The sequence below is a fragment of the Brevibacillus parabrevis genome (genome assembly GCF_003710905.1).
Lineage (GTDB): Bacteria > Bacillota > Bacilli > Brevibacillales > Brevibacillaceae > Brevibacillus > Brevibacillus parabrevis.
The window spans coordinates 17,991-33,016 of record NZ_RHHV01000020.1 but is presented as its reverse complement, the minus strand read 5'-3'; the positions used below and the strand labels follow the sequence as shown (position 1 = coordinate 33,016).

The following is a 15,026-nucleotide window of genomic DNA, read 5'->3' as shown; positions in this document are numbered from 1 at the left end:
TCACATTACGGGGTCAGTCCCCAAACCGGGGGAGGCCTTTTCTCAGTTTTCTATGTCAAAACGAAGCTTCGTTACTGGCCCGTCTTCCTTGAACCATTTGGCGACCGATTCGTACGAAGAATCAGTCAGCACTGGTACCGATATTTCCAGCGTGTGCGCGTCGACCCATGCCAAATCCGTGATGGGCAGCTCAAAAGACTCCGGTGATAGCAGCGGCCGCAGCTTTTCCTCGGCATTGTGGATCGGAAGCAGCTCCAGCTTCATCAAATCGATGATCGACAGATGATGCCGAATCACTTCATTCCCCTCATTTCTGCCAAGGAGGATCGCTGCGTACTTTTCGTCAGGCGATAAAATCGCTTGCTGAAAGATGCTGGAAGGGTCTAACGGAAGACTTTTGACATGGTCGTCTTGCAGGTGGACCAGAACATGACTGCATAATTTGGTGCCGCAGGCGTAGGCCACATCGGCAAGCAATCCATTTTTTCCAGACCAGAATGGCTCAACCACGATTCGTTCCATTTCAATCTTCTGCTCTTCGGGGGTGTACTCGTTCAAATAATTTTGCAGCCCTTGAATTTGATTGACGGGTAAATCATATTCTTTTGAGTCAAAGACAAAGGTTAGTGCTTCCCCCACTTCCGTCACAGCGCTGTCGGTTTGTTGAAAAGAGGCTGCTTCGTTGCTGCACCCGCTCAGTTGAATTAGAAGAAGCAGCTTCAATAAGATAGAGACAAGGAAGTTCCTTTTCATAACAGCTCCTTTTCGGCTATATACGCTTGATTTTACAATATTTTCTATTCTTTTGCGTTTCTACAGCAAAGAGATGAATCCTGCACAAAACAGCCGCTAAAAAACGCTCATGACCGTGTAATGAAAAACAGACCCTCTGATTGGAGGGTCTTGCCGTTTATTTAACATATCTCTCCCGATACTCCTCCGCCAGCATGGACATCAGGATCGAATCGTGATAAGCATGGTTGTAAAAGAGCGCTTGACGCTGCACGCCTTCGCGCTGGAAGCCGAGCTTTTCATAAGTGTGGATCGCCCGGTCATTGTAGGCGAATACGTTCAGCTCGATCCGGTGCAGGTTGAGAATGCCAAACCCGTAGTCGAGCATCAACAGCAGCGCCTCACTGCCGTAGCCTTTGCTCTGGTAGGCGGGTTGATGGATGGCAATGCGAATGTAGGCGTTGCGGTTGAAAGGATCGATATCGCCGAGCTGAACGTCGCCAATCACCTCATCGTTTTCGCACAAGGCGATCGCAAGCAGCACGCTGGTAGAATCGTGCCTTTTGCTCTCAAAATATTGCTCGATCTGCTCGCGGGTAAAGTGCTTTTGCGTGCCTGTCAGTTTTCGTGTATCGCTGCTGTAGAGCGAATGATAGTAAAAGTCCACATCGTCCTGTCCAAAAGGGCGGAGATAGACGCGCTGTCCCTCCAGAAAACGGACGGGGGCGCTGTATTCGTTATGAGTAGACATGTTTGCTGTCCTCCTTGCCAGATTCGCTTTTTAACAGCATAGTGGACAAGTGTATACTTGAAAATGCGCAGTTTGCTAAAAAACAAAAGGACAGATGAGGGAGCATACACGATGCTGCTGTTGACACCCAAATGGAATGAAGCGACAAACGAGCCGCAATATGTGCAGCTGTATACGTATATCAAAAACGAAATCATTGCGGGCAGGCTGGCGGAGAAAGTTCGCCTTCCTTCCGTCCGCAAGCTGGCAGATTCGCTTGGCCTGAGCACGACACCTGTAGAAATGGCCTACCAGCAGTTGCTTGCCGAAGGATTCATTCAGAGCAGACCGCGCAGCGGCTACTTCGTGGAAAAGCTGCCCGATCCCGAATTTTCGCCAAAAGAAAAAAGGCAGCATGAACACTTAGGATGGAACCGACCGACTGTGCGTGATGCACGAAACTACCAATACGATTTTCATATGTCGCAAAACGATTTTTCTCTTTTTCCGTACACGCTCTGGCGCCGATTGTACAATCAACTACTGTGCCCGGCGCGGGAAGAAGATTTGTTCTATGGAGATCCGCAGGGCGAGCCGGGGCTGCGTCGGCAAATCGCCGATTATTTGCACAGGTATCGCGGAGTAACCTGTTCGCCGGATCAAATCGTCGTTGGAGCCGATCAGTTCGGGCTGCTTTCGCTCATCTGTCTGATGCTCAAGCCGCAGTTGGAGCGCATCGGCGTGGAAAATCCGGGCTACCTGCTCTATGCCAATACATTCCGCCAGCATGGATATGAGACGGTGCCGATTTCACTCACGGAGGACGGGATCGATGTTTCCGAGCTGTACGAGTCGCAGGTGCGGCTCGCCGTCGTTTCTCCCTCGCACCAATATCCGCGCGGGATGATCATGCCTGTCTCCAAGCGGTTGCAGCTGTTGGAGTGGGCGCAAAACGTCAACGGGTACATCATCGAAGACGACTACGACGGCGAGTTTCGCTACCACGGCAGGCCGATTCCTGCGCTGCAAGGGCTGTTGCCGCAAAATAATGTCATCTACATGGGCGGCTTCGCGCAAGTCATGGCGCCTGCGCTCGGCATCTGGTACATCGTTTTGCCAAGCTCCTTGCTGGATGTCTACTACACCTTGCTGCGCGACACTTTGCTGGAGCAGTCAGCGTCGCGGCTGCATCAACGCGTGATGGAAGCATTCATGCAAAACGGCCATCTGGAAAAGCACGTCCGCAAAATGCGCAGCCTGTACCGGAAAAAGCACGATGCCCTGCTCGCCGCCGTTCAAAAGCATTTTGGCGAGCGGGCCGCAGTGATCGGAGCAGATGCCGGATTCCACGTATTGCTGCGCGTCTACAGCGAGCGGTCGGAAGAAGAGCTGAAACGGCTGGCGATTCAGGCGGGAGTGCGGGCGTCTTCTGCGGCTTTTACATGGCTCAAGCCGCCTGCGGACATGCCCAAAGAATTTTTCCTCGGCTTCTCAGGCATTGCCCTCGACCAGATCGAACCGGGAATTGCAGCTTTGTGCCAGGCGTGGTTTGGCGACAGTTGACAACAAGCAAGCGGGATACGATGGTCGATTTGGCCAGCCGGGCAGATTTTCCAGGACGGATTTGCGCGTCAGGTACGAGTTGAGTGAAAATGAGGTAATGATTGATTGTTTATGATCTTTGTTGATTTTTACTGAGCCTTCACATAAAATTAAATCAATACCAATTTAATCCTTTTGTGTATGTAAAACCCTTTGGCGTGGAGGGGGAAATGAAATAGCAAATGATTGAAAAAAAGTATCTCAAATCAAATGAGGTCATGGACTATTTGGGAATTTCTAAAGCAACACTGACGAGGTACATTTAACAAGGTATGCCAGTTTATAGACTGTCGGCACGTAAAACTTGTTTGGCCCTCAATTAGTAAATGAATGGCTTAAAAAACGTTCTGAAGGCTAATTAAAAGAGAAGCCTCTCACTAATGTAGAACGCGCTTATCAACGCCATCGAAATAGCACTTTTTTGGAGATATAAATTAAGTGATAGGGTAAAGTCGGGAATTGTAATTTTTAATGAATTTACAAAAGCTTAAAAGTAATTTTATGGGGGTATGCTTTAATGTCTAACCATATGAAAAGAAGATATCTAATTAGTTTGTGCGCTTCAATATTATGTCTGATAATTCTTTTTATTCTTGCGTATAGTCAAAATATTGAATGGTTAAAAGAGTATAGTTTTCTTAAGATATATTTAATCTCCATAATAGTTCACATAGTAACTCATTGGGTAACTGGATTTTTCAGGATAAAAAAAGTTTAAAAGAATAACGGAGACAAAAAATGTAAGAGTATTTTAATTTGCTCTTACATTTTTTTATTTATATGGAAAATTATATGTGTATTGTTAAAAATATAAAAATAATACAAAAAATTAACTAAAAAGGATAAAATTAGAAGAAATTACAATTATTTCTGTAGAAATGTAGAAAAAAGCCGTACCAAGTAGAACTTTGGCGAGTCACCCTTGGTAGCGGCTTAGCGTGAACCCCTTTCTTGTTGTGAAAAAGGGCTACATCCTTTTAATTAAACAACAAAAGTCCCTTTTACTGCAACAAAAAAGAGGTTAATTTCTGCCGGGAAAGGGGAGGAATGACAACTTTTTTGTTTCGAAACTAAATTAATTGAAGGGACTGTAAAAATGTTGAAAATGAAAAGACTTTTAGCGATGGTAATGACTTTTGCTCTAATGTTAGTGGGGGTTGCAGGATTCGGCGCTTCTTCAAATGTTGCTCAAGCAGCAAAAGGAGATGTTGTTGGTGTAGTAGTAAAAAGGCAAATATATCATAAATCTCAATGGAGTCAGGCTAACTGGTCGCAAACAGATTATGAGTTTTATTTGATGGCCCCACAAGCGCGTAAATTTGCAAAAAATTACGATACAGGCTATGCAGAGGCAGCTGCTGAATATCTCATGGGCTTAATTCCAACTGTGGGGCCGTACATGGCTGGTATTGCAGTACTCACTTCGATTTACGATAGTGATTTTGGTACTGAAATTCGGGATCGATCTGAGCGTGGTCCTGTAAAGTTTACTGTAACGCAGAATAAATACGGAAAATTTTATGGGCCGGTGACTACTTGGAGTGGTGATGTTGATAGAGTCAAATTAGGTGACACTACTTATAGTACTGTAGTCGACTATGATTACCTATATAAGTAATGAATCGTTAATAACTTTTTTTTCTAGTTGACTCTAGTGTTAAGCTTGGAAGTTTTACGGTGGTATGCAAGCCTGGCTCGATCAAAATGTAGCAAATTTCCGGTTTAATCGATGAAGTTGAGGGTGGTGTCAGCGACGCTGGTACTACCCCAACTAATAAAACAGCGAAATATGCGCATTGTAATGAGCTGTTTAGATCCATCTTTAAGTGGAAATTCAATAGTGCAGTTATGGCGTACAGTTCTAGGGGCGAAAACCTCTTTAGGTACCTGTGCGTTTTTTGTTTTTCCAGTCTTCTAGCGCATGAGGGAGCTGCAAAATACGAATGTTCAATGGTCTCAATGTTTCTAAGGTAGTAACTTCTTTCGGATCAAAACCATACTCTCTAAGGAAGTTGATATGTTCCTAGGCTAATGGAGACATGTGTTTTAGTAAGCCTTCTCGTAAGACTCTTTACACTTAGCGGATCAGTTCAGACTTCTCTCGATCATTTGCTTAGTGTTCAAGCAATAGCTAGAGCGCATTTTCGTAGGAAATTTGGAATGTTTTTCTGTGACAGTTCATTTCGATCGGGAATTGCCGCTTTGTGCCAGGCGTGGTTTGGCGACAGTTGACAAGTTGACAACAAGGAAGCAGGCAAGTATGCTACTTGTTGTAGTCACAGGAAAATATAGAAAACAAAATATTTTCCTGAGTTTTCGAGAGGAGCTTTCCTGAACATGCAAGAGCGAATTTTACAATGCGCCCAGCAGGAAATCGAAACGAGAGGCATCCGTTTTACGATGGCCGATTTGGCTCGCCGGGCGGGAATCAGCACAAAGACGCTGTACGCAAGTTTTCCCTCCAAGGAAGCGCTTATCGAGAGGATCATTGCAGATAGCATCGAGGAATTGAAGGCCGAAGAAGACCGGATTTTGTACGATTCAAACCTCGGTTTGCAAGAAAAAATGCGCGAGCTGCTGGCTTTGGTGCCGGGCGGATTTTCCAGGACGGACTTGCGCGTCTGGTACGAGTTGAAGCGCTATTATCCTGCGCAGTGGCAAATGATTGAAGAGGTTTACCAAGAAGAGTGGGAGCATGTCCGCGTGCTTTTGGAGCAAGGCATCGAGGCAGGCGTGTTCCGCCGCGTGCAGCTGCCCATCTTGATTTTGATGTATACAGGTGCGCTCGAACAGTTGATTGACCAACAGTTGTCAGCCAGCTACCAGATGACAATCGCGGAAGCGTTGGATGCGATTATCGATATTTTGCTCGGCGGTGTGCTGGCTTCGTCAGCGGAGAAAGGGGATCAGGGAGAATGAGTTGGGTGTATTTGCTGCTGGCGATTTTGCTGGAGGTAGCGGGAACGACTTCCATGAAGCTGTCGGAAGGGCTGAGCAAGCCGATCCCTACTGTGTTGATGTTTGTTTTTTACGTGCTGTGCTTTTCTTCGTTGAGCCTCGCGCTCAAAGAGATGGAGGTGGGCACTGCCTATGCGATCTGGTCCGGGCTGGGCACGGCGATTATTGCCCTGATCGGTGTCATCATCTTCAAGGATGCCTTTACCGTGAAAAAGATGGTGGCGGTCGGGTTGATTATTGCGGGCTGCGTCCTGCTGAATCTCGGTGACGGCGCACATGCCCAAGAGCCTGCAAAAGCGCAGCAGGACGGGGGATTGACGGTCAAATGAGCAGAGCGAAGCCCAAGCTGTTCTGGTTTTTCTGGCTGACGGATGTGGCTTTCATCGTCTACTGGGCGATTGTGTTTTTCGGGCTGTTGCCTGCGGAGTACATGTACCAGGATTATCGCGATCCGAACCTAGTGGCGTGGAACTTGTCCTTTTTTCCTCTGGATATGCTGGTTTCGCTCACGGGGTTCGCGAGCCTCTACAGCTACCGGAGGGGGAGCGACAACTGGAAGCCGCTCGCCATCGTTTCGCTCGTGCTCACATCGTGCTCCGGCTTGCAGGCGATCGCCTTTTGGGCGTTCAAGGCTGACTTCGACTGGTCGTGGTGGTTGCCGAACTTGTTTTTGCTGATCTATCCCCTGTTTTTTCTGCCGGGCTTTCTAAGGGCGGAAAGCGTGGGGCGAAAAGGCTGCAAGCCGCAGTGCGAAGCGCAAAGCCAGCCATGAACCAAAAAAGCTGCGATTGAAAAGAAAACGGATTCTTGACAGATTTTATATGTCCACTATATAGTAGGACATAAGTTAATAGTGCTGTGGAGATTGGGAGATCAGCTAATATTTGCAAAAAGAGGGCAGCGCCCTGCATTTTTGCGAGTATTGGCTTTTTTGTTTTCTCTATAAACGACGCAAAGGAGTTGGGCGAAATGTAAGCGCTTCGAAATTGGGTTGCCCGCGACGCGATGTGCAGTCTCTTAGAACAAGGTGTTTTCCAAATAAGGGGGTAAGGGACATGTCTGTTTACGTAGGAGAGTTGATCGGGACGATGATCCTGATCATTTTGGGGGCAGGTGTATGCGCCGGCCAAAGCTTGAAAAAGGCATACTCGCAAAATGGAGGCTGGATTGTCATCACGCTCGGCTGGGGTCTTGCAGTCGCATGCGGTGCTTACGCCGTAGGCAGCATTAGCGGCGCGCATCTCAATCCGGCGCTTACGATCGCACTGGCCAGCATCGGTCAATTTCCGTGGGAGCAGGTGCCGGGCTACGTCATCGCGCAACTGATCGGGGCATTTATGGGAGCGACTTTCGTCTGGATTTTTTACTACCCGCATTGGCGCGAAACAGATGACGCAGCAGCCAAATTGGGGATTTTTGCCACAGGTCCAGCGATTCCAAACACAGTAGCCAACTTGTTTAGCGAAATTTTAGGTACTTTCTTCCTCGTGCTTGGTCTTCTGGCGATTGGAGCGAATAAATTTGCAGAAGGATTGAATCCGTTTGTCGTCGGTTTCCTCATCGTGGCAATCGGCTTGTCTCTCGGCGGAACGACTGGTTACGCGATCAACCCTGCCCGCGACCTGGGGCCGCGCATCGCGCACGCCCTGCTGCCGATTCATGGCAAAGGTCATTCCAACTGGGGATATGCGTGGATTCCGGTTGTCGGTCCGATCATCGGAGCAGTGGGCGGCGCGTTCTTTTACAAATGGACGTTCACTGATCACAGCTTGACAGGGGTTGTAGGCTTGGCTGTATTTATGGTCATCGCCATAGCCGTAGGCGCTGCCAGCAAAAAATCGAATGCAGCAAGTGCGACTGGCAAAGAACGTCTGGTGACAGACCGGGCGCGTTCCCAATCGCATTGACGATATAGAAGTTTTCACCCATAAAAAAAGAAGCAGGGAAAATACCCTGCCTGTAGCTAAATAGAAAAGATCCGATGCTTCTATTATAAGGAGGAATAGCCGCTATGGACAACAAATATATGCTTTCGCTCGACCAAGGAACGACAAGCTCTCGCGCTATTTTATTCGATAAATCCGGTGCAATCATCGGGGTTGCCCAGAAAGAGTTCACGCAAATTTATCCGAAGCCGGGTTGGGTGGAGCACAACGCGGAGGAAATTTGGGAGTCGCAATTGGAAGTATTGAAAGCGGTATTGTTGGAAAATCACGTGAAGCCGGAGCAAATCGCGGGCATCGGGATCACGAACCAGCGGGAAACGACCGTTGTCTGGGATCGTCACACCGGAAAGCCGATCTACAATGCGATTGTTTGGCAGAGCAGACAGACCATCGATATTTGCAACCAGCTCAAGGAGCAAGGTTACGAGCAAACCGTGCGGGAAAAAACCGGACTGTTGATCGACGCGTATTTTTCTGGAACAAAAGTAGCGTGGATGCTCGAACACGTGGAAGGTGCGAGAGAAAAAGCAGAGCGCGGCGACCTGCTGTTCGGCACGATCGATACGTGGCTGATCTGGAAGCTGACAAACGGCAACGTGCACGTGACCGACTATTCCAATGCTTCGCGCACATTGATGTTCAACATTCACACGCTGGAGTGGGACGACGAGCTGCTCGCCATGCTGCACGTTCCGAAAGCGATGCTGCCGCGCGTCTGCCCATCCAGCGAGTTGTACGGCTACACCGATGAAAAAGTGTTCCAGGTGCAGATCCCGATTGCCGGAATCGCGGGCGATCAGCAGGCTGCCTTGTTCGGGCAGGCGTGCTTCTCCGAGGGCGCTGCGAAAAATACGTACGGCACAGGTTGCTTCATGCTGATGAACACAGGTGAAAAGGCGGTTGCTTCGAAAAACGGGCTGTTGACGACGATTGCCTGGGGAGTAGACGGCAAAGTCGAGTATGCGCTGGAAGGCAGCATTTTCGTGGCGGGCGCGGCGATTCAATGGCTGCGCGACGGACTGAAGCTGATCGAAAAGTCATCCGACTCGGAAAAGCATGCAATGGCAGTAGACAGCACGGATGGAGTATACATGGTTCCGGCCTTCGTCGGTTTGGGAGCGCCATACTGGGACATGGAGGCAAGAGGAGCGATCTTCGGTTTGACTCGCGGTACGACCGAGGATCATCTGATTCGCGCTGCCCTGGAATCGTTGGCGTATCAAACGCGTGACGTGCTGGAAGCGATGGAAGCCGATTCCGGGATCAAGCTGCAAAAGCTGGCTGTTGATGGCGGAGCGGTAGCCAACAACTTCCTGATGCAGTTCCAGTCCGATATTTTGGCGACAGAAGTAGAGCGCCCGCGCGTCAACGAGACGACTGCACTCGGTGCTGCTTACTTGGCAGGGCTTGCTGTCGGCTACTGGAACAGCAAGGAAGACATCGTGCACAACAAAGTCGTCGAGCGTTCGTTTGTGCCTGATCTGGCCGAGGAAAAACGCCAGGAGTTGTACGAGGGCTGGAAGCAGGCTGTCAAGGCGACGATGGGTTACAAGATTAGGCATTGATTTTTGCGCCAAAGAGGAATAGAGTAAAGATAAGTTAATCATTTGCTGTGGAGACCGTGGAGACAGCCAGTATCAAAAGGGCAATGGACAATGTCGTTGCTTCTTTTGGATATTGGCTGTTTTTTGTTTTTTCGTCAGAAAGGATGAGATCAACGATGAACGCTCAACGAAAATTGTCATCATTTACGCGTCAGGCATGTCTGGAAGAAATGGCGAGCAAGCGCCTCGATCTTTTAATCATCGGAGGAGGCGTCACCGGAGCGGGGATTGCCCTTGACGCCGCTTCGCGCGGACTTACCGTAGGACTGGTAGAAAAGCAAGACTTTGCCGCAGGTACGAGCAGCCGTTCGACCAAGCTCGTCCACGGAGGATTGCGTTACTTGAAGCAGGGCGATGTGCAGCTCGTGCGCGAGGTGGGCAGAGAGCGCGCCATTTTGTATCGCAATGCTCCGCACATCGTCATTCCGGAAAAAATGATCTTGCCGATCGTGGAAAAAGGGACGTACGGCAAGCTGGCTACGTCCGTCGGCTTGTACATTTACGATGTGTTGGCGGGCGTCGAGCGCAAAGAGCGCCGCATCATGCTGAACAAACAGCGGACGATGGAAGCAGAGCCGCTTTTGCGCACGGATATTTTAAAAGGCGGCGGACTGTACTTCGAATACCGCACCGACGATGCCCGTCTGACGGTCGAAGTCATGAAGACAGCGCGCGCGCACGGGGCTTTGTGCACAAACTACACGGAGGCAACCGAGTTTATTTACGAGAACGGCAAAGTGACAGGCATTCGTGCGAAAGATTTGCTGTCCGGCAGCGAATACGAGCTGTACGCGAAAAAAATCGTCAACGCCGCAGGTCCATGGGTCGATCAACTCAGGGAAAAAGACCGTTCCTTGTACGGCAAAAGACTGCACCTGACCAAAGGCGTCCACCTCGTTGTTCCGTACAACCGACTGCCGCTCAAACAATCCGTTTACTTCGATGTCTCCGACGGACGCATGCTGTTTGCGATTCCAAGGAATAACAGCACGTATATCGGCACGACAGACACGAACTACCAGGGAGTGCTGGAGCGCCCGACGGTGACGCGTGAAGATATGGAGTACGTGCTTCGCGCCGCCAACGAAATGTTCCCGACTGCCAAACTGACCGAGCAGGATGTCAGCTCCAGCTGGGCGGGGCTGCGACCGCTGATTCACGAGGATGGCAAATCGCCTTCCGAGCTGTCGCGCAAGGACGAGATTTTTTATTCCAAAAGCGGCCTGATCACGATTGCGGGCGGCAAGCTGACTGGCTTCCGCAAGATGGCAGAGCGCATCGTGGACGTAGTCGCCAAACAGTTGACGACAGAAGAAGGAAGATCGTTCAAGCCGTGCCAAACGGACACAATCGTGCTGTCGGGCGGCGAGTTCGCCTCCGGGAAAATGATCCCTGCCTATGTGAAAAAGCAAGCAGAGCGAGTGCGCGATTTTGGCATCTCGGAAGAGCAAATTCGCGTTCTTGTAGGAAAGTTCGGCAGCAATAGCGAAAAAATAGTAACGGCGTGTCTTGAATACATTGCCAACAACGAGACACAGTCGGCGGCGGAAGCGCTGCTTTTGGCTGAGCTGCACTACGCACTGGAAGAAGAAATGGTCATGACTGTCAGCGACTTTTTGATCCGTCGCACAGGCCGACTGTTTTTTGAACGCGATTCATTGGAAAGCATATACCCGATGGTGGCCGACGAGCTGGCCAACAAGCTGCATGCGGACGCAGAGCAAAAAGACCGGGACTTGAAAGCTTTTGCCGAGGAATACCATCTAGCCAAAACATTTCAATAGGGGTGACTCCTGATTGGCCAACCAGATTAATCAGCCTATTCTTCCGGCTGCCCGAACACTGAAAGAATTTGACGAGCTGATGGAGACGTGCTACGAACGCATTATTTTGCTGAACGCCCATGTAGCGCAAGTAAAGCCTTTGGGCAAGCGGGCGAGAGCGTTTGGAAAAAAACTGCTCATTCACGCCGACCTCATCGACGGATTGAAGTCGGATGAGTATGCGATGGAATTTCTTGCGCAGGAAGTGAAGCCTGACGGAATCATCACGACGAGAAACAGTGTGGTTTTGGCCGCGAAGAAAAAAGGGCTGATTTCCATCCAGCGTCTTTTCCTGATCGATACGATGGCATTGGACAGCAGCCTTACGCAGCTGGAGCGGACGAAACCGGATTACGTGGAAGTGCTGCCGGGGATCATCCCGCATTTGATCGAGGAGATCATGGAGCGGACCCGTATCCCGATCATCGCAGGTGGCTTCATCCGTACGAAGGAAGACGTGGATCGGGCTTTGCAGGCAGGTGCGACCTCTGTCACTACCTCCCGCAGAGAGCTGTGGGCAAAATCATAGGATAACAAGGGCGAATCCAGCAAAAAGCCGGACATTCCAAGCGGGGAATGTTCCGGTTTTTTGCCTTTTGGCGCGTCAGGCGTCTTAGGCATGCAGCTGGGAAAGGTAGTAGAAAACATAGGTAGATACCTGATTTTTCCTCTGGGAAAGATAGTTGTCTATGCGGCTTTACCTCCTCTGGCATATATACATATAGTCATCCAAAAACAAGAGGAAAGAAGGCGACAGCATGAATTATCAAAGTTCGCAATGGCAGTCCTCGTATTCTTCTTCGACTGGGCAATCTTCCTATTATCCATGGCAGCGGGATGGTCAACGCCCTCCTGGCTGGGATCATCGCGGCGGAGGAAGCTCGCAAGGCTGGAACCGCAGACGCAGATGTCCTGACCGTTGCCGCAACTGTCCGCCCCAATGCTGCGGCCGTCGTCATTGGTAATTTCTCTCTTAAAAAGAGCCAATCTTCCACATTAGCGGGAGATTGGCTTTTTTCAATGCGGGGCTGCATGGCTTGGTCCGTTGCAGGTCAACGGCTGAGAACGATTCCCATTCTGCGGACACCTTCTTCTATGCCGTCCTCGGAAACATTGCCGTACCCAATCACAATCTTGTCTTCATGTCTGCCTTTCCCAATCGCATGTTCCTCCACAGGGTAGACGCGCACGCCAGCAGCTTCCAGTGCAGTCAAGACATCCGGTGTAAAGGAGATGCCGTCAAAAGCAGCGACGATGTGCAGCCCGGCAGCTTCTCCCCAGATGGTGGCGCGATCGGCAAACGTGCGGCGCAGCGCCTCTATCAGGCATTGGCGCCGTTTTTTGTACAGCTTTTTCATTTTGCTGATGTACTTTTCCAGATGGCCTTCCTCGATGAAGCGACCGAGAGCGAGCTGTTCGAGCGAAGGCGTGTGCAGGTCGGACAGCCATTTGGCTTTGTGATACCGCTCGACCAATGTTTCCGGCAGGACAAGGTAGCCGAGGCGCAGGCCAGGCGACAATATTTTGCTGAAGGAGCCGATGTAGATTACCCGCTCGGGGGCCAACCCCTGGATCGAGCTGATGGGCGGGCTCTCATAGCGAAATTCGCTGTCGTAATCGTCCTCGACGATGTAGCAATCGACTGAGCGCGCGTATTGGATCAGCTGGATTCGCCGCTGGATCGTCAGCGTAGTGCCGAGCGGAAACTGGTGGGATGGCGTCACAAAGGCAAAACGGGGTCTGCTGCCAGCGAGTGGCGAAGGCAGACTGTGCATGTTCATGCCGTACTCGTCAACGGGAACCGGACAAAGTCTGGCTCCTGTCGAGGTGAAGATCGACTGGATATCCTGGGTGATCGGGTCTTCGATGAGCACGCAGCTTTCGCGGTTCAGCAAAACTTTGGCAATCAAAGTAAGCGCCTGAGTCGCGCCGGAGGTCATGACGATTTGCTCAGGAGTGCATTGCACGCCGCGCGTCCGGTACAGATAGCGGCTCAGTACATCGCGTAGCTCAGCGCGTCCCTCGGGCCGATTGTAGCCGAAAGCCGACAAGGGGGCATCGTGGCACACCTGTTGTACGGTTTTGCCCCACAAGCTGCGGGGAAATTGTTCGAGCGCAGGCACGCCTGAACGAAAATCAATGAGGTGCTCCGGCTGATCGCCTGCCGAGGGGAGCGGTCGTTCCTGTCCGCGAGCGAACTGCTCCAAATAAATGCCTGCGGCGACAAAATAGCCCGAGCCTTGTCTGCTTTCGATATATCCTTCAGCGAAAAGCTGGTCGTAGGCTTCGATCGCGACATTTCGGGAAATGCGCAGCTCTTGCGCCATTTTTCGGGTGGAAGGCAGCTTGAAGCCGGCTGCCCAGTCGCCGCGCAATATTTTGTCGCGAAATTCTGTATAAATTTGCCGGGTCAAAGGAATCGGCTTGTCCCGATCGATGGGCACCCATAGCATGGCGAATGCGCCTCCTTTCCAACTGGTCCTGTCCAAACAGGCCCAAACTGGATCTGATCGTCTCCAGCTTATCATGTTAGGGTGAGGGAAGAGAAGATTGCCCAGTCAAAGGAGAGAGTGCATGTGAACAACCAGGAAAAGCAGACTGCCCACGTATTGAAAACCATCGCCCGGGATGAGAGCATCAAGCAATTTGTCCAAAGCACCCCCCAGTTGTACAAGCTGCTTTTATCCGCCGCGAAGCGCTATGTAACGGGCGAGACTCGTGAAGAAGCGATGCATGTTGCCGCCAAACTAAAGCAGTGGGGCTATCAGACATCCATCGAGTACATCGGGGAAAATACGCTGGACGAAGCAACGGCACAGCTTGCCAAGCGGGAATTTTTGCAGGTAGCGAAAGACTGTTCCCGGCTGGACACCGCTGCCAACATTTCGTTTGATCTCTCGCATCTGGGGCTGTTGATTCAGCCGAAGACCGCGCTGGAACACGTAAAGGAAATGGCGGAATGCGCCAAAGCGCACGGGCAGTATTTGATGATCAGCATGGAGGAGTCGGAGAAAACCGAGGCGATTTTGCAAATATACGAGCGCCTGACAGAGCGCCACGCTAACGTAGGCATCACGCTTCAGGCCCATCTGCACCGCTCCGTGGACGATCTCAAGCGACTGCTGCATCTGCCAGGAAAAATTCGCCTCGTCAAAGGAGCGTTCCAGGAGCCGCAACAACTGGCGCTGCCGAGGTCGCCGGAGCTGAACGAGCGGTATTTGCAACTGGCTGAGCGGTGCGTGGAGGCTGGTCACGACTGCGCATTGGCAACGCATGACCAGGCGATTGTGGCTGCCCTCTGTGAGCGAGGTTACTTGCAGCGGCCGAATGTGGAGCTGGAACTGCTCTACGGCGTGCGGCCCGAATTGGCCCGCGAGCTGCGCAAAAAGGGGCTGCCCGTGCGGGTGTATTTGACGTATGGAACCGAGTGGTACTTGTACTTGTGCCACAGGCTTGCCGAGCATCCGGCGCATGTGCATCAGGCAATCGCGGACATGTTCGATCCGACCCGGATTCGCGATTCCGAGTACGACACAACCAGAGTCGAAGCATGAGACGAAAAGCTGCCTCCTTTCCGTGCGGGGCAGCTTTTTGCATACACTCCACCTGCGATGAAGGCCAATCGTTCCCC

Annotated in this window: 13 protein-coding genes; 10 read left to right on the top strand and 3 right to left on the bottom strand. The window is 50.9% G+C overall.

The genetic code is table 11. The features are described from left to right. Positions 1-42: 42 nt before the first annotated feature. On the bottom strand, positions 43-753 hold the full coding sequence (locus EDM60_RS25135) for a hypothetical protein (RefSeq protein WP_122966397.1): 711 nt from the start codon (positions 751-753) through the stop codon (positions 43-45). Positions 754-910: 157 nt separating this feature from the next. After that, positions 911-1,483, bottom strand: coding sequence for a GNAT family N-acetyltransferase (locus tag EDM60_RS25130; protein WP_122966396.1), 573 nt, complete (start codon positions 1,481-1,483; stop codon positions 911-913). Positions 1,484-1,597: 114 nt separating this feature from the next. Here EDM60_RS25130 and pdxR (EDM60_RS25125) point away from each other — a divergent pair, with 114 nt between their 5' ends. The 9 genes from pdxR (EDM60_RS25125) to EDM60_RS25085 all read left to right on the top strand — a co-directional run bounded on the left by pdxR (EDM60_RS25125) (position 1,598) and on the right by EDM60_RS25085 (position 11,924). Beyond that, positions 1,598-3,025 (top strand): MocR-like pyridoxine biosynthesis transcription factor PdxR, encoded by a 1,428-nt coding sequence (gene pdxR / locus EDM60_RS25125; RefSeq protein ID WP_122966398.1) that lies wholly within the window; start codon positions 1,598-1,600, stop codon positions 3,023-3,025. Between the two features lie 1,135 nt (positions 3,026-4,160). Then, complete coding sequence (locus EDM60_RS25120) at positions 4,161-4,682, top strand: hypothetical protein (RefSeq protein WP_063231731.1); 522 nt, start codon at positions 4,161-4,163, stop codon at positions 4,680-4,682. Between the two features lie 719 nt (positions 4,683-5,401). Beyond that, positions 5,402-5,983 carry a TetR/AcrR family transcriptional regulator gene (locus tag EDM60_RS25115; protein WP_122966395.1) on the top strand — a complete coding sequence of 194 codons (582 nt, stop codon included), beginning with the start codon at positions 5,402-5,404 and terminating at the stop codon, positions 5,981-5,983. Next, positions 5,980-6,351 carry a DMT family transporter gene (locus EDM60_RS25110; RefSeq protein WP_122966394.1) on the top strand — a complete coding sequence of 124 codons (372 nt, stop codon included), beginning with the start codon at positions 5,980-5,982 and terminating at the stop codon, positions 6,349-6,351. Before EDM60_RS25115 ends, EDM60_RS25110 begins: the two co-directional genes overlap by 4 nt. Then, on the top strand, positions 6,348-6,794 hold the full coding sequence (locus EDM60_RS25105; RefSeq protein WP_122966393.1) for a YvaD family protein: 447 nt from the start codon (positions 6,348-6,350) through the stop codon (positions 6,792-6,794). Before EDM60_RS25110 ends, EDM60_RS25105 begins: the two co-directional genes overlap by 4 nt. Positions 6,795-7,077: 283 nt before the next feature. Further along, a complete protein-coding gene (locus tag EDM60_RS25100) occupies positions 7,078-7,929 on the top strand; it encodes an MIP/aquaporin family protein (RefSeq protein ID WP_122966392.1) in 852 nt (283 codons plus the stop codon). Positions 7,930-8,033: 104 nt separating this feature from the next. Further along, a complete protein-coding gene (gene glpK, locus EDM60_RS25095; RefSeq protein ID WP_122966391.1) occupies positions 8,034-9,533 on the top strand; it encodes a glycerol kinase GlpK in 1,500 nt (499 codons plus the stop codon). A 155-nt stretch (positions 9,534-9,688) separates the two neighbouring features. Beyond that, complete coding sequence (locus EDM60_RS25090) at positions 9,689-11,356, top strand: glycerol-3-phosphate dehydrogenase/oxidase (RefSeq protein ID WP_122966390.1); 1,668 nt, start codon at positions 9,689-9,691, stop codon at positions 11,354-11,356. A 13-nt stretch (positions 11,357-11,369) separates the two neighbouring features. Next, positions 11,370-11,924 (top strand): glycerol-3-phosphate responsive antiterminator, encoded by a 555-nt coding sequence (locus EDM60_RS25085; RefSeq protein WP_122966389.1) that lies wholly within the window; start codon positions 11,370-11,372, stop codon positions 11,922-11,924. A gap of 523 nt (positions 11,925-12,447) precedes the next feature. Here the strand turns inward: EDM60_RS25085 and pdxR (EDM60_RS25075) are convergent. Then, positions 12,448-13,848, bottom strand: coding sequence for a MocR-like pyridoxine biosynthesis transcription factor PdxR (pdxR, locus tag EDM60_RS25075; RefSeq protein ID WP_122966387.1), 1,401 nt, complete (start codon positions 13,846-13,848; stop codon positions 12,448-12,450). 123 nt (positions 13,849-13,971) lie between these two features. Between pdxR (EDM60_RS25075) and EDM60_RS25070 the strand changes: the two genes are divergently transcribed. Then, positions 13,972-14,949: a proline dehydrogenase family protein gene (locus tag EDM60_RS25070; RefSeq protein WP_122966386.1), complete on the top strand. Its 978-nt coding sequence runs from the start codon at positions 13,972-13,974 to the stop codon at positions 14,947-14,949. Positions 14,950-15,026 lie beyond the last annotated feature (77 nt).